Genomic DNA, 22340 nt, shown 5'->3' with positions numbered 1-22340 from the left:
GACGCCAAGCCCCCACCGCTGGACCTACGACGTCAGCCCACTCAAGGCCGCATGAACCCCCGAAGGATCAACGCGGCGCTGCACCAGACCTCCTGCTGGAGGTGCCCCAACCGGCTGTATTCATCGACCCGTTGTCCCCCCCAGGGCAGGTCCGCATCGAGGATCCGCGGGCCGCCTTCGTAAGCGGGCGCCGGCGGTAGAGCGAGATCACCCCAGCGCTGGCGTGGCCGAAACGCGTTTGCCGACGGTAGGCCTGTTGGTGAACTCGGGTGTGTTGCCGACGCGTCAGCGAGGTGCCGCCGCCGCCTCGTTCTTGATCCTCATCATTCGCTCGGGGGAGTCGGCCAGGACGGCGTAGGCGCCCAGTCTCGTGGCGGTTGCGTAGTCGTTCTTGGTGTCGATGCCGATCAGTACGGTCTTGACCGAGGGGTGGGTGTGGAAGCAGGCCGAGGTGGTTCGGTCCCACATCAGGGCCTTGACGGGGCTGCGGCCCTCGCCCAGGGTGAACTTCTCCGTCACCGTCACATCACGGCGCAACTCGAACGCGGCCCATGTTCCCGACCGGGGTGCATCGACGCAGTCGCCGGTCAGACGTGAGGTGACCAGGCGTGTGCGGGTGGTGTCACGTTCCTCGAACAGCTGCGCCCGGGGGTAGGTGGCGATGGCATCGAGGTTGCGCTTCTCGGTGGAGTAGAAACGCACCCGCTGCCACTCCCCGCGTCCCTCGCTCTGCAGAGCGTCGAGTGTTTTGGCGATCGCGGGCGCCAGGGTGTGGGGGTCGGGCGACTTCATGTCCAGCAGTACGCCCATCCGCTGCGGGATACGCCGCAGAGCCTCCTCCAGCGTGGGCATCGGGGTGGGATGCTCCCGGTAGGGATACTCGCCCGCAGTGTTCTTGAACTGGTAGCCGGCGTTCAGACGCGTGAGTTCCGCGGCGTCCATGTCCGCGACGCTGCCCGAGCCGTCGGTGAGCGCGGCGAGGTCGGCGGGCCGGTAGAGAACAGGGACACCATCCCGGCTCACCTGCACACTCAGCCACATCATGTCCACCTTGTGGGCCAGCGCTCCGTCGATCGCCCGCACGGTGTTCTCCGGGAAGTCCGCGGTACCGGCCCGATGAGCGATCGCCAGCGGGAGCCGGGCACCTCCCGAGGACTGCCGTCCCCCGTCCATCGCCACTGTCGCCCGTTGCGTATGCGCAGCAGATCCCTGCGCCGGAACCATGGCGACCGCCGTGGCAGCGCCCGTGACAGCAACCGTCGCGGCCAGACCAGCCACCCACCGCCGCACCCTCAACATCGCTCCCCGCTCTCCCGCATCCCCAGAGGACATGCCGCCTCCGACCCGTCTGGCTCACCGCCGTACGAGTAGACGATGCCCAACAGGTCCGCCGGGACTCACCGGACACGCCCATATCTGCAGTCTCCTGACGTACCAGACCTGCGGGCGGTCAGGCCGCGGCGTGCGGGCTCGGGGTTCAGGGCTTCGGCGGTACCGCCGCGTTCGGCGTCAGCTGCTTGATCAGGTCGGCAAACTCCTTCCGGAGTGCGTCGATCTCCTTCTTGAATTCCGCGATCTCTTTCTGCGCGTCGTCCTTGGCTTCCTCGGCGTCTTTCTTGGCGTCCTTGACGTCCGCCTCCATGTCCTTCTTCTCGTCCGCGATGAGCTTGTCCAGCTCGGCCATCCACGTCGCCAGCTCGGTCTTGTCGTCGTCGCCGTCCCGGCGGTCCTGCCTCAGCGAATTCCCGCCTGTGGGCGGGGGCTCGGGCGTGGCGGCCGCAAAGGCAGGTCCCGTGGTTCCCGCGGCGACTGCCCCGCACAGGGCGATCGCGACGACGGTGGCGCAACGGCGCATGACGCGCCTCCTCATCAGTAGACGGGCTCCAAGTCACCCCCACTCCCGGCCCACTCTTGGCCACCCTCCCCTCGGGAGCCACCCGGCCCCCTCGAACGGGTGACCCTGCCGTCATCGCGTGTGTGGTGATCGTGGGATGACCCGATCCTGCCGCCCCGGGCCGCAACCCGTGATCGTCGCCGTCGTTATGCGAGCCGAGGGGCCGAGGCGATCACGAGGGACCACTGGACGGGGCAAGGGTTCGATGACACATATTCCGCCGCACGGCGTCGGCCTGCTGGACGGGTCCGGGACCAGGGCGGAAGGCGAGGAGCTCCTGCAGCGTGGGACGGAGCTCGTCGAGCCCACGCTGCGCGCGGCCGTGGACCGGTTGCACCCGTCCGTGGCCACGGTGTGCCGCTACCACCTGGGGTGGGACACCGGCGACTCCCCGGCGCCGGTGTCCCGGGCGGGCAAGCGGGTCCGGGCGGCGCTCGCCCTGCTGTCGGTCCGCTCCGTCGGCGCGCCGGAGCGGTTCGCCGCCGTGGCCGGTACGGCCGTGGAACTCGTGCATCAGCTCTCCCTGCTCCACGACGACGTCATGGACGGCGACGCCGAGCGGCGGGGCAAAACCGCCGCATGGGCCCGATTCGGCACCGGCGCCGCCGTGCTCGCCGGGGACGCGCTCATCGTCCAGGCCGTGGCCACGGTCGTCCGGGCCCAGGTGCCGGGTGCCCACGCGGCCACGGAAGAGCTCGCCGTCGCCGCGGAGCAGATGGTGTACGGCCAGGCGGAGGACCTCGCCCTGGAACACCGGCCGCCGCGGGAGACGTCCCAGAGCCAGTACGTGCGGATGGCGCGCGGCAAGACCGGTGCGCTCTTCGGCTGTGCCGCGGCCCTCGGCGCCGTGCTGGCGGACGCGCCGCCGCACATGGTGCGCGCCCTGCGGGCGGCGGGAAGCGACCTCGGCGTGGCGTTCCAGATCTTCGACGACGTGCTCGGTCTGTGGGGTGACAGCTCGCTCACCGGAAAACCCGTCGGCGCGGATCTGCTCCGCGGCAAGAAGACGCTGCCGCTGGTCCTCGCCGCCGGCTCGGGCACCGCCGACGGCCTGCGCGTCGCCGACCTGCTCGACTCGGCACCGCTGTCCCCGGCCCAAATCCCAGAAGTCATGCGCCTGTTGGAGGCGACGGGATGCCGTGAGCTGGCCAAGGAGGCGGCAGGCCACCACGTGGCGTCGGCCCTCGCCGCACTGGACGAGGTGGGCAACCCGGAAAGCGTCCGGCAGCAATGGCAGGCGCTCATCGACTGTCTGTCGCGCCGCAGACGTTGACACGGAAAACACGGAAGAGCTCTGTACGAAACGGGACAGCCCTGCACGAACCCGCGCGCCGTCCCGCGCACGAGGAGGAGACCCACCGTGCCGCCCACCCCGTACACCCTGCGCGTGCACGACGTACACAAGGCCTACCGGTCACGGCGCGTCCTGAAGGGGGTCTCGTTCCGCCTCGAACCGGGCACTCTGACGGGGGTCGTGGGGGAGAACGGCTCGGGCAAGAGCACCCTGCTGCGCGTGCTGTGCGGGCAGATCGCCGCCGACGCGGGCGAAGTGGAGCGCCACGGTTCGCTGGGGTACTGCCCGCAGGAGGCGGTGCTCAACGACGCGCTCACCGTCGACCAGCATCTGCGCTGGTTCCGGACCGCCTACCGGCTGGAGGGCACCGGCCGCGCCGAGGAGCTGTTGGAGGAGTTGCACTTCGCCGAGTACCGGCATACGCGCGTGGAGCAGCTCAGCGGAGGAACCCGGCAGAAACTGAACCTCACCCTGGCGCTCCTGCACGACCCTCACGTGCTGCTGCTCGACGAGCCGTACCAGGGCTTCGACTGGGAGACGTACGTGCAGTTCTGGGACGTCGCGGCCCGGCTGCGCGACCGGGGCCGCTGCATCCTCGTGGTGTCGCACCTGGCCTGGGACACCCAACGCCTCGACGTCGTCCACCGGTTGCGGGACGGCGTGACGACGCTGTGGCACGAGGAGGGCCGCCCGGTCGGCGCTCGGGGAGCCGTGCGGTGAGCCGGGTGTGGGAAGCGTTCCGCACGGGCGTCGGCTTCGCGCTGCTCGAACACGCCCGCAATCGGCTGGCTCTTGTGCTGATCGTCGTCTACATCCCGCTCTGGCTGACGCTGGAGCACTGGTTCGTCACCCCCGAACCCGTGAGCTTCGTGCTGCGTGCGACCGGACGCACCGTGACCGTCAATGGCAATCACCTGACCATGGTGTCCGGGGCCATCAACACGGTGACGCTCATCGTCGGGTTCATGATGTTCATGACCACCTTCAAAGCCCTCGCCTTCGACCGCAGACTCGCGCTCGCCGGATACTCACGCGCCTGTCTCCTGGTGGCCAAGGTCATCGCGATGACCACCGCGTCCGCACTCATCGCCGCGTACGCCACCGCCGTGGTGTGCTGGTACTGGGATCCGGTCCGGCTCCTCGTCCTCGCCCTCGGCCTGTTCACCGCCGCCCTCAGCTACGGCGGAATCGGCATCCTGCTCGGCGCGTTCCTGCGCAACGAACTGGCCGGTCTCTTCGTCATCATCATGGCCAGCCTGCTCGACACCATGCTGCAGAACCCCATCAGCAACCGGGCGGCGGACAGGGGCGGGCTCCAGTTCCTTCCCTCATACGGCCCCACACAGGTCGGTTTCACGGCCGGGTTCACGTCCACGGACACTCCGTACGGTCATCTGCTGCTCGGCCCCGCCTGGTTCCTCGCGATGTGGCTGCTCGGCACGGTCGCATTCTTCGCCCGGACCCGCAGCCACCTGCCCGCTCCTCGTGTCCCACTGCCGAACGGGAGGACCGTGTGAACCGTCACGACATCCGCCTCACCGGCCGCTGGAAGGCACCGCTCCCGCCGGACGCGATGTACGCGAAACTCGCCGACGTCGGGGACTACGCCACGTGGTGGCCGAGCATCCGTTCCGTGAGGCGGGCCGGCGAACGGGAATGCGAGTTGGTCATCAGGTCCACCCTTCCCTACTCACTGACGACCCGTCTGACGGCGGTCGTCGAGGACTCGATCGAGCGCGTCCTGGAAGCGACGCTCGACGGTGACATCACGGGCAGCGTCCGCTGGGCCGTGGAGCCAGGCGAACCGCACGGCTGCATGGCCCACTTCACCGAGCACGTCGTGGTCCGCAAGGCCGCACTGCGACGCTGGATGCCCCTGGCACGGCCACTGTTCCGTCTCAACCACTCCTTGGCCATGCGGGCCGGGCAGCGTGCTCTGAACGGCCTTGGCTCCTGATGAAGCGTCATCATCAACAACCCGGTGTGCCATGCGAGGATTCCCGGTTTCACTGTGACATTCCTCTGCCACGTGATGCCTTCTCGTCGCCACTCTGACCTGGGCATACTCCACCCCTGCCGCGCTTCAAACCGTCACGGGGCGAGGGTTGTTCCAGAGGAGTGGATGCAAAAGATGACGTCGGAGACAGTCCGTGCGGGGGCCGCAGGCACATGGTTGCTCGGAGACCTCACCGTCAACCGGATCGGTTTCGGTGCCATGCGCCTGACCGGCAGCGCCGCCTTCCACCAGGGCACCCCGCGCGATCGCGGCCAGGTGATCGCCGTACTGCGCCGGGCGGTCGACCTCGGCGTCAATCACATCGACACCGCGGCGTTCTACTTCTCCCGGCTGCGCTCCGCCAACGAGCTGATCAACTCGGCGTTGGCCCCGTACGCGGACGACCTGGTCATCGCCACCAAGGTCGGGCCCGTACGGGACGCGTGCGGCGAGTGGACCGACCGGGCGCGGCCCGACCAGCTGCGCGGCCAGGTGGAGGAGAACCTGCGTCAGCTCGGCCGCGACCACCTCGACGTGGTCAACCTGCGGGTCATGGGCCAGGACTCGATCAGTGAGGACTTCGGGGCCCTCGCCGAGTTGCGTGACGCCGGACTCGTCCGCCACCTCGGCCTCTCCAACGCCCGCCCCGCGCACCTGGCCCAGGCCCGGGCGATCGCACCGGTGGTGTGTGTCCAGAACCGCTACGGCATCGACGCGCGCGGCGGCGCGGAGATGCTCCGCTCATGCGCCGCACACGACATCGCGTTCGTGCCCTTCTTCGCCATCGCCGGCGCGGGACGCGAAGCGGGTGCCGTCCACACCGAGCACGAGCAGGTCCTCACCGTCGCCCGTACGCACGGAGTGTCACCCTCGCAGATACGCCTGGCCTGGACCCTGCACCAGGGCAAACACGTCCTGGCCATCCCGGGAACGGGCAACCCGGACCACCTCCTCGACAACCTGGCGGCGGGCGCCCTGCATCTGACGGAGGAAGAGCTCGCACTCCTCGATTCGGTCGACTGCACCGCATCCTGATCGCTTACTCGGGCCCGTCATCTGGTCCATGGAACGTGCTGGAGCCTCGGTCCGGGCGCAGCCAGAAGGTGGCGGGCAGTGCGGCGACTTCACGGGCGGCCTGGTCCAGCTCGGCGGCAACCGGCTCCAGCGCGACGTAGACCGGGTCGCCGTCGGCGGCCATGCGGCGGATGACCTCGGCGTTGGTCCTGGCCCGCGCGGCGACCACGGTTCCGAAGGCCGAGCGGTCGCCTTCGTACTCGTACGCGTCGAGCAGGAGGTGCAGCCGTCGGGAGCGGTCTTCGAAGGCGGTGAAGCCGGTCCGCTCGGCAAACCCGCGCGCGTGCAGGGGAACCCACGTCAACGCCATGAAGGCCAGGTCGAACTCACGCGATGACGGGCCGGCGGTGTCCCAGTCGAAGAAGCCCGCCAGGCTCCCGTCGCGCCAGACCGCGTTCCACGGGGCGGCGTCATGGTGGCCGATGACCAGGCCGGGCCGCCACGTCTGCCCGGCGAGCCAGCGCGCATCCGGTGGCGGGACGAAGGACCGGGTCGCATCGTGCAGCCTCCGGGCCCACCGGCCGACGTCCTCCAGCGCGGTGTCCGAGTACACCCAGGCGGGCCAGGGCAGGTCCTCGCCCGCCGTCTCGCCGTCGAGGTGGGTCAGGACCTCACGCCCTTGCTCGTCCATTCCCAGGACCCGAGGCGCGCCTTCCCACCCGACCGCCTCCAGATGGCGCAGCAGCGCGTGCACGGCGGGCGTCCACGGCTGGACGGGCCGGTGGACCGCGTCACCGCGGCGCACCGCTCCCACTGTCCTGCCGCCGGGCAAACGCTGCTCGTCGTCCATGAGTCAGTTCTAGCGTGCCCCGCCCGCCCGTGCAGCCGCATTTGCCGGTGACGGGGCCGCTGGTGGGGGTGGCCTCACTGAGGGTGGGGGGACAGCGGTAGTGAGCGGGGACGGTTGTTCCACTTCGCGTCTGACGGTGTGAGACATATACCGAACCAGGTCAAGGTCTGATACCGCCCGCCCTGCCTCTGGGCCCGCAGCCCATCCCGTGGTGACGAGTGGGTGTCAGCCGGTCGTGAGGACCATCCGGAAGCGGGCCCTGCCGGCCAGCATCTTCCGGTACGCCTCCTCGGCGCGGTCCAGTGGCACTGTCTCGGTCATGGGGCGGATGTTGTGCAGGACACTGAAGGCCATGGTGTCCTGCACGTCCTGCGCGGTGCCGCTCGCGTGGCCCCGGATGACGGGGAGACCTGTGAGCAGCTGGTTCGGGTTGATGTCCAGAGGGGTGGTGTCCGCTCCGATGACCACCAGTTCCCCGCGCGGGGCCAGGCCGTTCACGGTGGCGGTGATGGCGTCGGAGTTGCCGGCCGTGGCCAGTACGGCCCTGGCGCCGCCGAGGGACTGCAGCGCCTCGGCGACCGGGGTGGCGGAGGTGCTGTCGATGTAGTGGTGGGCGCCGAGTTGCTTGGCGAAGCCGGCCTTCTCGGGGCCGCGGGCGATCGCCACGGTCTCGTATCCCATCGCGGTGGCGTACTGCACGCCGAGATGTCCGAGGCCGCCCAGACCGAGCACCGCGACGAGATCTCCGGGCCGGGCGGCGCTGCGGCGCAGGGCGTTGAAGACGGTCACGCCCGCGCAGGCCATGGGTCCGGCATCGGCCGCCGCGAGCGCGTCGGGGATGCGGGCCAGGGCGTCGACCGGCGCGATCACCTTTTCGCCGAACCCTCCGTCGTACGCCCATCCCGGGACCTTCAGGTTTCGGCAGACGATGAAGTCGCCTTCCCGGCACGGCCTGCAGTGTCCGCAGCTGCCTCCGAACCAGCCGACCGCGACCCGGTCGCCGACCTGCCAGCCCTGGTCCCGCGCGCCTTCGCCCAACTCCTCGATGTGGCCCGCGATCTCGTGCCCCGGTACTTCGGGGAACGATATGCCCGGAATCGCGCCGCTCACGAACAGGGCGTCGGTGTGGCAGACACCGCACGCCTCCACCGCGATCCTGACCTGGCCGAAACCAGGCTGCACCACCTCCCCTTCGGTGAGCTCGAACGGGCCGTTCGCGGCGGCCACTTGCACCACTCGATAGGTACTCATTCTCAGCGCTCCTCGGGGACGTAGTCACCGAACATCGGCAGCTCGCTCAGGGATCGATGCCGGGAAACAATTGACTTGTTCCTGGTTTCGGCGATGCGCACGAGGCGACCCCCCTTCTCTGCGGCCCTGCAGGAAAGGGTGCAAGCACCCGGGGGAAGAAGCGGAGGGCCTTACCGGTCAAGCCGCGCGCCCCCACCATCCCGAGCGATACGGATCTCAGCCGCGCGTGCCCGGTGCGGCGAACGACGTCCGGTAGGCGTGTGGGCTGGTGGCGAGGTGCGACGCGAAGTGCTGGCGCATGGTGACCTCGCTGCCGAAACCGGACCGGCGGGCGATCTCCGGCATGGGGAGGTCGGTCCGTTCGAGGAGCTTCTGCGCCGCCGCGATGCGGTGGCCGAGCAGCCAGCGCAGCGGGGTGGTCCCGGTGGCCGACGCGAAGTGCCGGGCGAACGAGCGCGGGGACATTCCGGCGCGGGCGGCGAGCGCGGCCACGGTGAGCGGCTCGTGCAGGTGCGCCAGGGCAAAGGCGCGCACCTCGGCCAGCGCGTCCAGATCGCGGTCGGCGTGTGGGGTCGGATGCTCGATGAACTGGGCCTGGGTGCCGGTCCGGAACGGTGCGGTGACCATGGAGCGGGCGATCGCCGCGGCCGCCTCCGCGCCGTGTGCGGTGCGCACCAGGTGCAGACACAGGTCGATGCCGGCGGCGGTGCCGGCTGATGTCCACAGATTGCCGTCCTCCACGAACAGGGCGTCCGCCTCGACCCGCACCCGTGGGTGCCCGGCGCGCAGCAGGTCGGCCAGCGCCCAGTGGGTCAGCGCCCGGCGGCCGTCAAGGAGCCCCGCCTGCGCGAGGGCGAACGCGCCGCCGCACAGCGCGGCGATGGTGGTGCCCCGGGCGTGGGCGCGGCGCAGCGCCGCGAGCATCGGCTCGGGCGCCGGGGTGACGTGGTCGTCCAGACCCGGCACCAGGATCAGCTCGGCACGGGGCAACCAGGCGAGGGTGCGGTCCGGGGTGAGCGCGAGCCCGCCACGCATCGGCACTGGATCGGGGCCGACGGCAACCCGGCGCAGCTCGAACGCGGGCACCCCGCGGTCGGTGCGGTCCGCACCCCACACCTCGGTGATCACCGAGACGTCGAAGGCCCGGATGCCGGGGAAGGCGAGCAGGGCGATGCGATGGGCCGGTGCCGGTCGGGTCATGCTGGCAGTAAATCATCGATCGCTGTCTTTCCGTCTCCTGTGAGCCGGACCCGCGGGGCGGCAGGATCGTAGGTATGGAGATCACACAGAACGCGGCGTTGGTAGTGGTGGACGTGCAGAAGGGCTTCGACGAGTCGGAGTTCTGGGGCCCGCGCAACAACCCGGCCGCCGACGAGAACATCGCATCCCTGATCGCGTCCTGGCAGGACACCGGCCGGCCCGTCGTCTTCGTACGCCACGACTCCGTCGAGCCCGGCTCGCCGCTGCGGCCCGGATACGAGGGCAACGCCTTCAAGGAATACGTCGAGGAGCGGCGTGGCAAGGGCAGCGCGCCGGAGCTGCTCGTCACCAAGTCCGTGAACTCGGCGTTCTACGGCACCCCCGACCTTGGCGACTGGCTCAAGGCGGCAGGCATCACCCAGGTCGTGCTGACGGGCATCCAGACCAACATGTGCGTGGAGACCACGGCTCGTATGGGCGGCAACCTGGGGTACGACGTGCTGGTCGCCCTCGACGCCACCCACACCTTCGACCTGACCGGCCCGAACGGCTGGCGCCTGACCGCCGACGAACTGGCCAGGGCGAGTGCCGTCTCGCTGCACGGCGGGGGCTTCGCCCGGGTGGTGACGACCGACGCCCTGGTCGCGGCCGCCCGCCCCTGAGCCCGTGTCATGCCTGGCCGTCTTTGATGCCGCGCCCACGCAAAGCGTCGGATGCGCGGGCGGGGGAGGAGTACCCGCCCCGCACGAGAACCCAACGGCGCCCCTGCGTAGGCGACTTCTCAGTGGCGCTGGGTCATGTGGGCGAGGGTCTGGGTGGCGCTGTCGGGGGAGAAGGCGCCGTTGATGCCTTCCGCGGCTCCTTCGGCTGCCTCGGCGGAGCGGGGCAGCATGACGGTTTCGTAGGCGCGGAGGGCGTCGTCGACGGTGGGGGCTTCGATGAGGGTGTAGGCGAGGTCGGCGCCGTCGAGCATGGCCAGGTTGGCGCCCATGCCGGAGAAGGGGGACATGAGGTGGGCGGCGTCGCCGAGGAGGGTGACGCCGGGGGTGTGGGTCCAGGTGTGGGGGACGGGCAGGGCGAACAGGGGCCGGTTGGTGTAGCCGGTGTCGGTGTCCGTGATGAAGCCCAGCAGGTCGGGGCTCCAGCCGGTGAACTTCTTGAGGAGTGCCTCGCGGACCGCGGCGGTGTCGGTCAGGGCGAGACCCGCCTGCTCGTGCCAGTCCTGTGCGGTGCGCATGCCGATGTAGATGCGGATGTGGCCGCCGCTGTTGCGCTGGGCGACGAAGCCCTGGTTGTCGTCGAGCGCCATCATCGTGCCGTTGCCGGTGAGTTCGGCCAGGCGGGGGTGGCGGGCGTCCGCGTCGTCGAGGCCGGTCTCGACGAAGGTGACGCCGGTGTAGCGGGGGGTCGCGTCGGAGAGCAGGGGGCGGACCTTGGACCAGGCGCCGTCCGCTCCGACGACGAGGTCGACGTCGGTGGTGCTGCCGTCGGCGAAGTGCAGGCGGTGGGTGCCGTCGCCGAGGGGTTCGGCGCGGGTGAGCTTGTGCCCCCAGCGCACGGTGTCGGGCTTGAGGGAGTCGAGGAGGAGGTCGCGGAGCTGTCCGCGGTCGATCTCGGGGTTGCCCTCGGTGGTGTCGGCCTCCGGGGGCATCGCGTCGAACAGGATGCGGCCGTCGCGGCTGACCAGGCGCATCTGCTGACCTTCGGGGCGGGCCTGCGCGAGGAAGTCGTGCCAGAGGCCGGCCTCGCGCAGGGCGTGCTGGCCGGAGTCGGGGTGCATGTCGAGGGTGCCGCCCTGGTTGCGCACGCTACGGGAGGCGTCCAGGTCGTAGACGGCCGCGGTGATGCCGTGCTGCTGGAGGATGCGGGCGCAGGTCAGACCGCCGGGGCCGGCGCCGATGATCGCGATGCGGGGAGTGGGCATGGCTGATCGAGCCTTTCGGGGCAGAGGGAGAGGACGCGGAAGGGCCGGACTGTGCCGGGCTGCCGCCATTCCAGAAGAGCACACCGGCTCAATAAGTGCAACGACTCAACTTTTGAAGTTGAGCAACCCAAGGGTGTACGGTCCTTGTATGAGCGAGACCACCACGACCGCCGCCGCGGGGAAGGCCCCGGAGGGCCGTCGCGAACGCAAGAAGGCCGCCACCCGCCGAGCCCTGGCCGAGGCCGCTCTGCGGCTCTTCCTTGAGCGCGGATACGAGCAGGTCGGCATCCGCGAGATCGCGGACGCCGCTGATGTGTCCACCACGACCCTGTTCAAGCACTTCCCGGTCAAAGAAGCCCTCGTCTTCGACGAAGACGCCCACCAGGAAGCCCGCCTGCTCGCCGCCGTGGTCGATCGACCCGCAGGCCAGTCGATCCCGGCGGCCCTGCGCGAACACGCCTTGCGCCACCGCATCGCAGCCGTGGACAGCGACGCCGACTTCAGCGCGTTCACGGAACTCGTGGACAGCACCCCTGCCCTGCGTGACTACGCCCAGGGCATGTGGCTGCGCCATGAAAACGCCCTCGCGCGTGTGATCGCCGAGGAGAGCGGACTTCCGGCCGACGACCCGATCTGCGCCGCCCTGGCCCACTTCGCCCTGGAGGCGCCCCGTGCCGCTCGCGGCTGCGCGGATCCCCGCCAGGCCGTCACGCGTGTCTTCGACCTCCTGGAGAGCGGCTGGGGCGCCGTCGCCCGCCACTCGCCGGTCAGTGGCTCCAGTAGTCGTGGGGTGGCAGCTGGACCCACAGATCGGGCGGTCCGATGACCGCGCGGGCATCGGTCAGGCGCAGCCCTGCGAAGGAGCATGAGAAGGCCACCGCGTTGTACTGGTAGAGGTAGGAGGCAAGGACCGCCTCGCGGGAGTCGCCCACATCGGGACCACCGCCCGGGTGCAGATCCCAGCCGTCTATGGACCCGTCGCGGGCGATGCTGCCCTGGTTGCCGCTCTTGGGGTTGGCGTACAGGCCGTAGCAGACGGTCCCGGCGGACAGCCGGGTCAGCACGCCCGGCATCTGCGGCGCGTACCCCCACGGCTGGGTCACGACACAGCCACCCGGCACGGACGTCACACCGACGATCGGCAGGATCTCGTCCATCTCGTACGCGTACGGATCCTCCAACACCTCGTCGACAACCTCGTCCTGCGCCGGCGTCGCCTCCAGGCGGCGTATCGCTTCGGCCGCGTCGATCCCGGCCACACAGGCCAGACCCGTGCCCTCGTAGTAGAAGCTGCCCAGTGCGCCGATGAGCCGCGCGGCCTCCTCGGCCGCCGCGCGCTCCGTATCGGTCAGGCGCTCACCGGCCGGCACGGTGAACAGCCTTGGCGTCGGCCCGGCCAGGCTCAGCCGCCCCGGCGACCAGCCCGCGATCGACGGTCGCCACGGATCGGCCCCGGCGGCGACAAGGGCCCGTGCGTTGTCCGGCTGCCTGGCAACGACGGCCTCCCACAACGCCGTTACGCCGTTCTCCAGCGCGTCCACGTCCGCCACCCGCCGGGCCAGCTCCCCGACAACCTCCGCAGAGCCGAGCACCGCCGCACGGTGCAGGGGCCGCCCCCCGCTCCATGCCTCCGGGTCGGCGCCCTGGTCGAGGCGCTGACGGATGTCGTCGTGGTTCGTCCAGTCCCAGCCCATACCGGTCCAGCCGTCATCCTGCACTGTCACCGTGCCCCCTCCAACAGTGATCCGAAGGGCTCCGTACGAGTCCCGATACCCCCACGCTCGCACACGGGTCTGACAACGCCCCGGCCCCACCGAGCGACTTCGGATCCACGACAGTCGTCGGCGGGGGAAAATGCCGGGACTTCGCGCACGTCGCGTATTACCCTCCCCGAATGCCTCAACTCCCCGGTGACGAGCCCCCGTCGGCCTGCTCGCGTTCGCTGTGGCGCGACCGTGACTTCGGCGTCTTCTGGGCCGCGCAGACGCTTTCCGTCGTCGGTGACTCGTTCGCTCTGATCGCTCTGCCGCTGCTGGTGCTGCACGCGACGGGTTCGGTCGCGCAGATGGGTCTGCTGACCGGCGCGGCGGGCGCGGCCGCGGTCGGCGCGGGGGTGTTCGCCGGGGTCGTGGTCGACCGGCTGGACCGCAGGAAGCTCCTGATCGTGTGTGATCTGGTCCGTCTGGTGCTGTACGCGCTGATACCGCTGGCGTGGGCGCTCGGCCCGCAGATCTGGCTGCTGTACGTGGTCCTTCCGCTGGCCGAGGCCGTCGGAATGCTGTTCTCCGTCACGTATGTCACCGCCGTACGGGCGCTCGTGCCGGGCGACCGCATCACGGAGGCCAACGGGAGGCTGAACGCGACGGCCGCCGCGGCCGGGGTCGTCGGGCCGCTGCTCGCGGGTGTGGTGGCGGCCTGGCTGGGCCCGGCGGCGGCCGTCGCCGTCGACGCGGTGAGCTTCGGGGTGTCGGCCGCCTGTCTGCACTTCGTACGGTTCAAGGACCGCGCGGAGCCGTCCGGTGACGCGGCGGAGGGCCCGCGGCGGGAGTCGATGGGCAAGGAGTTCGCCGCCGGGGTGTCGTTCCTGCGGCGGCATCCGGTGCTGCGGAGCCTGACAATTCTGCTGTCGGTCTTCAGCTTTCTGACGCTCGGCCTCAACGACTTGATCATCTATCACCTCAAGCACGACCTCGGCCAGGGCGACGGCGCGGTCGGCACCGTCTTCGCGGTGGGCGCTCTGGGCACCGTCGTCGGGGCGCTGTTCGTCGCCCCGATCCGCCACCGGCTCGGCTTCGGCGTGACCTGGACCGGCGGCGTCGCGGTCTGCGGGCTCGCCCTGGCGGCGATCGGCTCGGCCGCGAGCGTGGCGGGCATCGCGGCCCTGAGCGCCGTGTTCCTCGGATGCGTCAGTGTGTCGGGGACCTGCTCGATGTCGCTGCGGCAGGAAGTGACCCCGGACCACCTGCTCGGCCGCGTCACCTCGGCCTTCTGGACCATCCACTACTCGGCGGCCCCCATCGGCGCGGCCGTCCTCACCTGGGCCGCGCAGCGGTACGGCACGGGCGCGGTGTGTCTTACAGCCGGAGCGTGCTGTCTGCTCACCGCGGTGCTGGCGCTGTTCACCCCGGTCCGCACGCGCCGACCCGAGCAGGCCGGGCCGGTCGCGGTCGACCCCGTCCGGCGCGAGATCCTGGGCGACGGCGCCGACCCGACAGGGAACAGACTCGGGCAGGATGAGCTCTCATGACGGGTGGGAGAGACAAGTTCAGGGAGTTGCTGCGGCATGCCGGGCTGCACATCGTGGGGGACGGCAAGACCGAGGACGTACTGCCGCCCCGGGCCGCGTGGAGCCCGGTCGTCGCCGGTGAAGCGACGCCGACCGTGAAGGTGAGGGCAGACCGACCTGACCTGGTCGCCGAGCTCAACGCCCAGTGGCACCGACTCGCGGCCGCGAGCGGGATCCTCGGTGAAAACGGTGTCTTCCTCGTCGACGTCGCGGGCAACGGGACAGGCTGCGTGGCCAGGAGCTGGACGCGGGTGCGGCTCATGGATCAGTGGGACCTCGCCGGGGTGCTGGGCGAGCGGCCCGGGCAGCCGGAGTTCGTCACCCTCTCCATCGACGGGGACACGTTGCTGGGGGTGACCACGGGAGAAGGCGAGGTCCGGCTGATCGCCGTGGACCGCGTCCGAGAGTGGCAGGAGGCAGCCGCTCGGGCGGCGTGCCAGGAGAGCCCGCACGAGGCGGCAGCCGCTTGGGCGTCGCTGTTCCAGGGGCCGGGGCCGTCGGAGAGGGTGCGTGAGATGTGGGCGCACGGGCTGGCACTCAACCCGGCCACCCCCGATGAGCTGCGCGCCCGTCTCCTGGGGCTGTCGCATTACCTCCTGTGGCGCCGTCTGCCGCCAGCGGTCGTCGAGGCGGCCATCGTCCACCCGGACCGCAAAGTGCGGCAGTTGCTGGCCGAAGCCCAGCCGTATCTCACGCCGGAGCAGTGGGCTCGTCTGATCCTGGGCGAGCAGGAACCCCGGCACCGCTGGATCTTCACGCTGCTCGCGGCGGATCGGCGCGCCGAGCTCACCGACACCGCGTACGAGCAGCTCGCCGCCGATTCCCGCGCCCACATCCGTAAGGAGGCGGCTCGCCTGCACGGACTGCCCCTACCTATGGTGACCGCCCTGGCCGCTGACGACGACGCGTCCGTACGGGCCTCCGCCTGCCCTAGGGCCTGGCCTCATCTGGACACTCCGGCTCGGCGCGAACTTCTCCACGACCCCTCCGGCAAGGTTCGCGTCGAGGCGCTGTTCCAGTACCACCAGGAGCACCCGATGCCCCGGTCGGTCTTCGAGACCGAAGGACTCAAAGACCGCGCGGTGGACACCTGCCGCCTGGAGCGCGACCTCGCCGAACACCTGGCCCACCACGGCGAACCGGCCCAGCGCCGCGCCCTCGCCGGCAACCCACATCTGGACCCGGACCTGGTCGGCCTCCTCGCCCGGGACCCCGACGCGACCGTCCGTTCCGTGGTGGCCCGACGCTCCGACCTCACCGAGGAGCAGCGGGCGGCCATCCCCGTCGACTTCGACCCGCGCGTTCACTCCTACCCACTTGACTGGGTCATGGCACTGCACGAGGATCCCGGCGCCATGCGCCGCTTGGCCGCCTCCTCCCACCCCCTCGTACGCAGAAGCGTCGCCCGGGCCCGGCACCTGCCGCCGGACGTCGTCGAACTCCTCGCCCGCGACGACGACCGCGTCGTCCAGCTCTTCCTCGCGGAGTCCTGTGACGACGCGCCCGCCGACATGCTGCTGCGGGTATGGCGGTGGTGGACCGGCAGCCTCAGCAATCCCGACCGCCCGCACGGCCACCCCAACTTCCCCCGTAGCAACCTGCTCCGCTACGCCGACGACCCGAACGCGCGGATACGTCAACTGGCCCTGGACGACCCGGAGTCGACGGCCGAGCTGGTGGAGAGGTTCAGCCGGGACAGCGATGAGGAAGTACGGCACCGGGCCGCGTCCGACCCACGGCTGACACCCGAGTCGGCCGTTCGGCTGCTCGACGACCCGCGCGAGCGCGTACGCGACGCGGCCGCCCGGTATCCCGGACTGCCCGCCGGGGTGTTGATCCGGCTGCTGCGGGACACCGACACCGCACAAACAGCCGCCCAGCACCCGGAGTTGCCCATCCCCGTCATGGAACAGATGCTCCAGCGGATCGACCCTTCGGCCAGTGCCACACCATGACGAGGCGGGGCCTGTTCGGCTAGCGCGTGTGGTGGGCGACGGTGCGTCCCATTCGGGTGATCGCTTCGGTGAGGACGGACTGTGAGGTGGCGAAATTCAGCCGGACGTGCCCGGCTCCTCCCGTTCCGAAGATGTGGCCGGAGGAGAGAGCCACCTTGGAGTGCTCCAGGAACAGCCGTGCGGGGCCCGCCAGGTCGGTGACGACGGCGAGGTCCGTGGAGCCCACTTCCGGGGCGAGGCCGAGGGACCGGCAGTCGAGCCAGGCCATATACGTTCCCTCCGGCCTGGCGTAGCCGATCCCGGGCAGGTGCGCGGCGATGAGCCGACCCAGCAGGGCTCGGTTCGCGTCGAGCCCTGCCAGCAACGCGTCGAGCCACTTCTCCCCGTGGCGAAAGGCCGCCGTATGGGCGATGACGCCCAGGTGGCTGGCGCCGTGGTGGACCTCCTCGGGCATCCGGCGCAGATCGGCAGCGGCCTCGGGCCCGGCGATGGCGAGCGCCGCCTTGATTCCGGCGAGGTTCCAGCCCTTGCTCGCCGACATGAGCGAGAAGGCGTCCTCGGCACCGGGCATGCTGAGGTAGGGCGTGAAGTCGGCGCCCGGCAGTACGAGTGGCGCGTGGATCTCGTCGGCGACGACACGGACTCCGTACCGTCGGGCCGACTCCGCCACGGCGGCGAGCTCCCCGGCGGTGTGAACCGTGCCGGTGGGGTTGTGCGGACTGCTGAGGAGATAGGCGATCTTGCCCTTGCCACTCTGCTGCCGGGTGCGCCGGAACGTCTCGTCGAGCGTGTCGAGGTCGATGCGGAGATCGGGCCCGAGCGGTGCCTCCAAGATCCGGCGGTCGTCATGAGTGACGAAGGCGTAGAAGGGCGCGTACACCGGGGAGTTGACGATGACCGGGTCGCCGGGGTCGGTGATCAGCCGCAGCACCTGGACCGCGCCCATCATCACGTCCGGGACGACGGCGGTCCGGTCGACCGCCGTCCCGTCCCATTTCCAGCGGCGCGAGGCGAAACCGGCCACCGACTCGGCGAACTCGGTTCCGGCGGGGTATCCGGTGTCACCGGCGTCGATGGCCTCGCGCAGCGCGTCGACGACCGGCCGCGCGAGGGGGACGTCCATCTCCGCCACCCACAGGGGCAGGACATCCGCCGGATACGTGCGCCACTTCATGCTCCCGCGCTGATGCAGCTGGTCGAGCGAAAGCTCTTCGAGAGGGTTTGAGCACTCTTCGGCCCCGGCGCATGGGGAGCCGCGCCCACCAATGGCAGTCACCTTCAGTATTTGACCGCCATCTCGATCTCGACGCAAGCGCCCGGAAGCGCCGATGCGGAGAGCGCGGACCCGCTCTCTCGTCAGCAGTGCGGTACGGCTCCGTCGGGGGTGTGGGGCCCGTGTACTGCCCGGTGCCGATCGCGTAACCCTTGTCGCCGACGAAGTACGACCGCCCGGCCAGGTTGTGTGAGACGTTGTCCGTGGTCCAGCAGTTCGCCAGGGGCGTTGTCGCTGTCGTGGTCGTAGCCGTCACAGGGGCTGAACGGAGGCCGACCGTAACGGAGTTGTCGACGGGGGCGACGGTATAGGTGGAGGCCAGGCCGCTGTCGGTGTAGGTCGTGCCGTCGAGCGGGGCGGGGAGCGCAGGTCCGGTGGGGGTTCCGGCGATCGCGTTCACTCGGTCAGCACGGTCGTGGTGGCGGGCCGCGCACGCGTACCGCGGGTGGTGAGACCGCCCTGCGTGCAGTCGTATGGTCCTCGGGAGAGACACATTCGACGGGCATTGGGTGGTGGGCGTCACCACTCCGTTCGGAGTTGAGGCACCATCAGAGACCGGGTGTATGTACGCATCTTGATGTGAGCGCCGCAGACCTCAGAGAATGCCGAAGTTGCTAATCACCGTGCAAGAGGGCCCGATAGTCGCGACTGCGTGGCAAGCCCTTCACCAGTTGCAGGAACTCGTCGTGCAGTCCGCCGTTGGTGACCAGCACCGACATGTCGCCCTCCAGTACGGACGCCCCGCCCAGGTCGGTCACCCGGCCGCCTGCCTCCGTGACGATGACCGGCATGGGGGCGACGTCTTCGTAGCCCATCGGCGGGCCGGCGATGATGCCCGCATCGGCGCGGCCTGTCACAAGGGCCGCGATCATGCCTGTTGAGGGCACCAGGAGGACCCGGCGGTGGAGGGCGGAAAGGAGTTCTTCCGGCCATCCGGCCGGATTGTGCATCAGCGTCCACGCCCCGCCCAGGCTGGTCCGCTCCGTGACCCGAGCGCGGTGGCCCGTCCGCAGATCCGGGTCCGGACCGGGCAGCACCCAGCAGCCCAGACCGCGACCCGCCACGATCATCTGCTGACGCATGGGCATGTTGATCACGCCGATGGCAGGCCCGTGCTCGTCCTCGTAGGCGAGATCGTTCGAGAACAGCGGTACCCGGTGCGTGAAGTACTTCGTGCCGTTGATGGGGTCGATGATCCATCGCCGTCCTGATGACCCGCTGGTCGCGCCTCCCTCCTCTCCGAAGACCCCGTCGTCCGGCACGTGGAGGCTCAACTCGTCCCTGATGAGTTCCTCGACCGCCACGTCGATGTCGGTGAACTCGCTGCCGTCTTCCTTGAGATGACCGTGCCAGCCCTCACTGAAGAAGCCTCGCGCCGACATCTGCCCGGCACGGCCGGCCAGGCGAACGGCGAAGTCCACGAGCTCACGGTCAACGGGTGGGGCATCGCACGCGTAGTCCATCCGCCGAGCCTTTCACGGCTGGCCCCATCTGACAGCCCTCGCCCCGTTCCTCCCCTCTGGTCCCCTCCTCACAGCTGCCCCGGGCAGCCTCGGCGGGACCCCAACTGCCAGGTATTGCCGCCGGTTTACCCGCGCTCCCTTCACAAGCCATGTGACATGTGCAATTTTACGGCTGCGACCACCGCAAGTCGCGTTCAAGCCAACGGATCAGCACGGCCCGCGGGTCATCGGAGCCTGCCCGGACACGCCCGTACGTACAGGGGCGGCGGGCCGGGCGGGCCGGGCAGCCTGCGGGATCCCCCACCGCCGCGCGTCGCAGCGCGGCTTTCACTCCGCTGGGAGGCGGCACGTGAACACCCCACCAGTACGACCAATACGGCCAAGAGGAAGACTCGGCGGCCTGCTCATACTCGCGCTCGCCCTGTGCCTGTCGATAGCCATGTTCGCGCAGGCGGGCCGCGCCGCTGCGGACGATCACCGAGGGTCGGCCCCGCGACCCGTGAATGGCGGAGCGGCCCAGCCCAAGGCACACACTGCCCCGCCGCCGGTCGGCTCGGCCGCGGCCGTGTCCGACCGCGCGGACGAACGCCGCACCCCGGTCGACGCCACGCACCGGCCTCCGCAGAACCCGGTCCCGTCCCGCACCGCCCCGTCGAAGCCGAGCCATGGGAAGGGCCTGACCGCGGCCTCCTGCACCCCGGCCGACTTCGGCAGCCGCAGCGGATCGGCCCTGGTCGCCTTCGTGCAGGCGTCGACCTTGGACTGCGTCAACACGCTGTTCGCCGTGACCGGCACCGACGCCCACAACGTGTTCAGTGAAGCGCAGATGGTCACCATCGCCAACGCGTTCCAGAACACGGCGCGGACATACCCCGGGGACAACTCCACCCAGGTGGCACAGCTCGTGCTGTTCCTGCGCGCCGGTTACTACGTGCAGTACAACCACGCCTCCGACGTCGGGCCGTACGGCGCGACCCTCGCCTCGGCGACCGAGGCCGCGCTGGACACCTTCTTCGTGTCCTCGCACTTCATGGACGTCAGCTCCGCCAACGGTGACGTCATGGGCGAGGTCATCATCCTGACGGACAGCGCCAACGAGCAGGCCCGCTATCTGAAGACGTATCAGAAGGTGCTCAACGGCTACAACAGCTCCTACGACGCGTACTGGAGCATGGACACCGCCGTCAACGACGTGTTCACCCCGATCTTCCGCGGCCACTGGAACCCCGCGTTCATCACGGCGGTGACCGCCGATCCGAGCATCATCGACACGCTGAGCACGTTCGCGCACAACCACCTGGCCAAGCTGAACGACAACTGGTTCTACCTCGACTCCAACGCCGGGACCGAGACCGCGCGCTTCCTCGACACCCCGGCGCTGCAGGCCAAGGTCAGGCCGCTGGTCAAGGGGCTGCTCGGCGACTCGGCCATCACCGGTGCGACCGCGCCCCTGTGGGTAGGGGTCGCCGCGATGACCGACGCGTACGACAAGGCCCAGTGCTCGTCCTACGGGACCTGCGACTTCGTCGGCCAGCTCACGACCGCCGCGCTGCCGATCACGTACCACTGCGACGCCGCCCACACCTTCCGCGCCCAGTCCCTGACCAACGCGGCCCTCACCGCGGCCTGCACCAGCCTCCAGGGCCAGGACGCGTACTTCCACTCCATCGTCAAGGACAACGGCCCGGTCGCCGACGACCACAACGCGAACATCGAGATCGTGACGTTCGCCAGCCCCAAGGACTACCAGACGTACTCCGGCTGGATCTTCGGCAACAGCACCAACAACGGGGGAGAGTACCTGGAGGGCAACCCCTCCGACCCGGCCAACCAGGCCCGCTTCCTCTCGTACGTGAAGAGCGTGGGCGACGGCTTCCCCGGCGACATCTGGAACCTCAACCACGAGTACACGCACTACCTCGACGGCCGCTACGACATGGCCGGCGACTTCAACGCCGGACAGGCCGTCCCGGACATCTGGTGGATCGAGGGCTTCGCCGAGTACGTCTCCTACAGCTACCGCGGCCTGCCCGACACCGAGGCCATCGCCGACGCCGCCCAGCACACCTACGCACTGAGCACCCTGTGGCAGAGCACCTACGCCAACTCGGATCTGACCCGCACGTATCCGTGGGGCTACCTGGCCACCCGCTACATGGTCGAGAAGCACCCCGCCGACGTGCAGAACATGCTGGCCAAGTTCCGCACCGGTGACTACGCCGGTGGATACGCGGTCTACAACACCGGCATCGGCACCCGCTACGACGCCGACTTCAACAGCTGGCTCGACGCGTGTGCCGCCGGAGCCTGCGGCGCCACGGGCAACGGCCCGACCGCGGCCTTCGACGCCGCCGTCAACGGCCTGACGGTGAACCTCACCGACAAGTCCACCGACACCGCCGGCACGATCACCGCGCGCTCGTGGAACTTCGGCGACGGCACCACGTCCACCGCGACCAACCCGTCCAAGACCTACACCGCCCCCGGCACGTACACGATCACCCTGACCGTGACCGACGCCAAGGGCCTGACCTCCACCGCCACCAAGTCCGTGACCCTCAGCGGTGCCCTGCCGGCCTGCACCGGCGCCGACACCCGCGCCCTGGGCCAGAACTGCTCGCGCTCCGGCCGCTCGGCCAACGCGGGCGACCTGGACTACCTGTACCTCTACCTGCCGGCCGGCACCGTGACCCTGCACGTCACGACCGCCGGAGGTACGGGCAACGCCGACCTCTACTACAACCCCGACAACTGGGCGACCCCGTCGGCGTACACCGCCCGCTCGACGAACACCGGGAACACCGAAAGCATCACCGTCACCAACACCACGGCCGGATACCGGTACATCAGCCTGTACGCGCAGACGGCGTTCAGCGGCGTCACGGTCACCACGGCCTACTGAGGTCCTCAGACGCAGCCGATCCTGCTCGCTCCACCTCG

Annotated in this window: 19 protein-coding genes; 10 read left to right on the top strand and 9 right to left on the bottom strand. The window is 70.0% G+C overall.

Annotated features, from left to right (window positions below; translation table 11 throughout):
• Positions 1 to 285: 285 nt before the first annotated feature.
• Entirely contained in the window at positions 286 to 1173 is an 888-nt protein-coding gene (locus tag BG418_RS10035; RefSeq protein WP_188273405.1) for a glycerophosphodiester phosphodiesterase family protein, read from the bottom strand.
• Between the two features lie 304 nt (positions 1174 to 1477).
• The gene (locus BG418_RS10030; protein WP_188273404.1) at positions 1478 to 1855 is read right to left on the bottom strand and encodes a hypothetical protein; all 378 of its coding nucleotides are present in this window, start codon (positions 1853 to 1855) and stop codon (positions 1478 to 1480) included.
• Positions 1856 to 2099: 244 nt separating this feature from the next.
• Here BG418_RS10030 and BG418_RS10025 point away from each other — a divergent pair, with 244 nt between their 5' ends.
• The 5 genes from BG418_RS10025 (at position 2100) to BG418_RS10005 (ending at position 6219) form a co-directional block, all read left to right on the top strand.
• The gene (locus BG418_RS10025; RefSeq protein ID WP_188273403.1) at positions 2100 to 3167 is read left to right on the top strand and encodes a polyprenyl synthetase family protein; all 1068 of its coding nucleotides are present in this window, start codon (positions 2100 to 2102) and stop codon (positions 3165 to 3167) included.
• A gap of 87 nt (positions 3168 to 3254) precedes the next feature.
• Positions 3255 to 3908, top strand: coding sequence for an ABC transporter ATP-binding protein (locus BG418_RS10020; protein WP_317453588.1), 654 nt, complete (start codon positions 3255 to 3257; stop codon positions 3906 to 3908).
• Positions 3905 to 4705, top strand: coding sequence for an ABC transporter permease (locus tag BG418_RS10015; RefSeq protein WP_188273402.1), 801 nt, complete (start codon positions 3905 to 3907; stop codon positions 4703 to 4705). Before BG418_RS10020 ends, BG418_RS10015 begins: the two co-directional genes overlap by 4 nt.
• The gene (locus BG418_RS10010; RefSeq protein WP_188273401.1) at positions 4702 to 5145 is read left to right on the top strand and encodes an SRPBCC family protein; all 444 of its coding nucleotides are present in this window, start codon (positions 4702 to 4704) and stop codon (positions 5143 to 5145) included. The genes BG418_RS10015 and BG418_RS10010 overlap by 4 nt, the downstream gene beginning before the upstream one ends.
• Positions 5146 to 5319: 174 nt before the next feature.
• Positions 5320 to 6219 carry an oxidoreductase gene (locus BG418_RS10005; protein ID WP_188273400.1) on the top strand — a complete coding sequence of 300 codons (900 nt, stop codon included), beginning with the start codon at positions 5320 to 5322 and terminating at the stop codon, positions 6217 to 6219.
• Positions 6220 to 6223: 4 nt separating this feature from the next.
• Here the strand turns inward: BG418_RS10005 and BG418_RS10000 are convergent, their stop codons facing one another.
• From BG418_RS10000 to BG418_RS09990, 3 genes are all read right to left on the bottom strand, one after another.
• The gene (locus BG418_RS10000; RefSeq protein WP_188273399.1) at positions 6224 to 7048 is read right to left on the bottom strand and encodes a phosphotransferase; all 825 of its coding nucleotides are present in this window, start codon (positions 7046 to 7048) and stop codon (positions 6224 to 6226) included.
• Between the two features lie 225 nt (positions 7049 to 7273).
• Positions 7274 to 8299 (bottom strand): alcohol dehydrogenase catalytic domain-containing protein, encoded by a 1026-nt coding sequence (locus tag BG418_RS09995; protein WP_188273398.1) that lies wholly within the window; start codon positions 8297 to 8299, stop codon positions 7274 to 7276.
• 216 nt (positions 8300 to 8515) lie between these two features.
• Positions 8516 to 9499, bottom strand: coding sequence for a GlxA family transcriptional regulator (locus BG418_RS09990; protein ID WP_188273397.1), 984 nt, complete (start codon positions 9497 to 9499; stop codon positions 8516 to 8518).
• A 74-nt stretch (positions 9500 to 9573) separates the two neighbouring features.
• On the opposite strand from BG418_RS09990, the gene BG418_RS09985 reads away from it, so the two are divergent.
• Positions 9574 to 10161: a cysteine hydrolase family protein gene (locus tag BG418_RS09985; protein WP_188273396.1), complete on the top strand. Its 588-nt coding sequence runs from the start codon at positions 9574 to 9576 to the stop codon at positions 10159 to 10161.
• A 119-nt stretch (positions 10162 to 10280) separates the two neighbouring features.
• Here the strand turns inward: BG418_RS09985 and BG418_RS09980 are convergent, their stop codons facing one another.
• Positions 10281 to 11423, bottom strand: a complete 1143-nt coding sequence (locus BG418_RS09980; RefSeq protein ID WP_188273395.1) for an NAD(P)/FAD-dependent oxidoreductase — start codon at positions 11421 to 11423, stop codon at positions 10281 to 10283.
• A 148-nt stretch (positions 11424 to 11571) separates the two neighbouring features.
• Here BG418_RS09980 and BG418_RS09975 point away from each other — a divergent pair, with 148 nt between their 5' ends.
• A complete protein-coding gene (locus BG418_RS09975) occupies positions 11572 to 12249 on the top strand; it encodes a TetR/AcrR family transcriptional regulator (protein WP_188273394.1) in 678 nt (225 codons plus the stop codon).
• Here the strand turns inward: BG418_RS09975 and BG418_RS09970 are convergent.
• Complete coding sequence (locus BG418_RS09970; protein ID WP_188273713.1) at positions 12191 to 13117, bottom strand: ankyrin repeat domain-containing protein; 927 nt, start codon at positions 13115 to 13117, stop codon at positions 12191 to 12193. The genes BG418_RS09975 and BG418_RS09970 overlap by 59 nt on opposite strands.
• A gap of 200 nt (positions 13118 to 13317) precedes the next feature.
• Here BG418_RS09970 and BG418_RS09965 point away from each other — a divergent pair, with 200 nt between their 5' ends.
• A complete protein-coding gene (locus BG418_RS09965) occupies positions 13318 to 14670 on the top strand; it encodes an MFS transporter (protein ID WP_188273393.1) in 1353 nt (450 codons plus the stop codon).
• On the top strand, positions 14667 to 16664 hold the full coding sequence (locus tag BG418_RS09960; RefSeq protein WP_188273392.1) for a PE-PGRS family protein: 1998 nt from the start codon (positions 14667 to 14669) through the stop codon (positions 16662 to 16664). The genes BG418_RS09965 and BG418_RS09960 overlap by 4 nt, the downstream gene beginning before the upstream one ends.
• Before the next feature lie 19 nt (positions 16665 to 16683).
• On the opposite strand, the gene BG418_RS09955 is transcribed toward BG418_RS09960, so the two are convergent.
• Both BG418_RS09955 and BG418_RS09950 read right to left on the bottom strand, forming a co-directional pair.
• Positions 16684 to 17838, bottom strand: a complete 1155-nt coding sequence (locus BG418_RS09955) for a MalY/PatB family protein (protein ID WP_188273391.1) — start codon at positions 17836 to 17838, stop codon at positions 16684 to 16686.
• A gap of 713 nt (positions 17839 to 18551) precedes the next feature.
• On the bottom strand, positions 18552 to 19358 hold the full coding sequence (locus BG418_RS09950) for an inositol monophosphatase family protein (protein ID WP_317453586.1): 807 nt from the start codon (positions 19356 to 19358) through the stop codon (positions 18552 to 18554).
• 481 nt (positions 19359 to 19839) lie between these two features.
• Between BG418_RS09950 and BG418_RS09945 the strand changes: the two genes are divergently transcribed.
• Entirely contained in the window at positions 19840 to 22302 is a 2463-nt protein-coding gene (locus BG418_RS09945; protein ID WP_188273712.1) for a collagenase, read from the top strand.
• Positions 22303 to 22340: the final 38 nt, after the last annotated feature.

This window comes from Streptomyces sp. CBMA152 (assembly GCF_014596475.1).
Classification (GTDB): domain Bacteria; phylum Actinomycetota; class Actinomycetes; order Streptomycetales; family Streptomycetaceae; genus Streptomyces.
The sequence above is the reverse complement of the archived record's forward strand: the minus strand, read 5'-3'. Positions and strand labels throughout refer to the sequence as shown.

Coding starts and splice junctions, on each gene's coding strand:
- BG418_RS09960 (WP_188273392.1), top strand. CDS start 14,667: ATGACGGGTGGGAGAGACAAGTTCAGGGAGTTGCTGCGGCATGCCGGG.
- BG418_RS09990 (WP_188273397.1), bottom strand. CDS start 9,499: ATGACCCGACCGGCACCGGCCCATCGCATCGCCCTGCTCGCCTTCCCC.
- BG418_RS09970 (WP_188273713.1), bottom strand. CDS start 13,117: ATGGGCTGGGACTGGACGAACCACGACGACATCCGTCAGCGCCTCGAC.
- BG418_RS10035 (WP_188273405.1), bottom strand. CDS start 1,173: ATGGACGGGGGACGGCAGTCCTCGGGAGGTGCCCGGCTCCCGCTGGCG.
- BG418_RS09975 (WP_188273394.1), top strand. CDS start 11,572: ATGAGCGAGACCACCACGACCGCCGCCGCGGGGAAGGCCCCGGAGGGC.
- BG418_RS09955 (WP_188273391.1), bottom strand. CDS start 17,838: ATGAAGTGGCGCACGTATCCGGCGGATGTCCTGCCCCTGTGGGTGGCG.
- BG418_RS09945 (WP_188273712.1), top strand. CDS start 19,840: ATGTTCGCGCAGGCGGGCCGCGCCGCTGCGGACGATCACCGAGGGTCG.
- BG418_RS10025 (WP_188273403.1), top strand. CDS start 2,100: ATGACACATATTCCGCCGCACGGCGTCGGCCTGCTGGACGGGTCCGGG.
- BG418_RS10005 (WP_188273400.1), top strand. CDS start 5,320: ATGACGTCGGAGACAGTCCGTGCGGGGGCCGCAGGCACATGGTTGCTC.
- BG418_RS10030 (WP_188273404.1), bottom strand. CDS start 1,855: ATGCGCCGTTGCGCCACCGTCGTCGCGATCGCCCTGTGCGGGGCAGTC.
- BG418_RS09995 (WP_188273398.1), bottom strand. CDS start 8,299: ATGAGTACCTATCGAGTGGTGCAAGTGGCCGCCGCGAACGGCCCGTTC.
- BG418_RS10000 (WP_188273399.1), bottom strand. CDS start 7,048: ATGGACGACGAGCAGCGTTTGCCCGGCGGCAGGACAGTGGGAGCGGTG.
- BG418_RS09985 (WP_188273396.1), top strand. CDS start 9,574: ATGGAGATCACACAGAACGCGGCGTTGGTAGTGGTGGACGTGCAGAAG.
- BG418_RS09965 (WP_188273393.1), top strand. CDS start 13,318: ATGCCTCAACTCCCCGGTGACGAGCCCCCGTCGGCCTGCTCGCGTTCG.
- BG418_RS09980 (WP_188273395.1), bottom strand. CDS start 11,423: ATGCCCACTCCCCGCATCGCGATCATCGGCGCCGGCCCCGGCGGTCTG.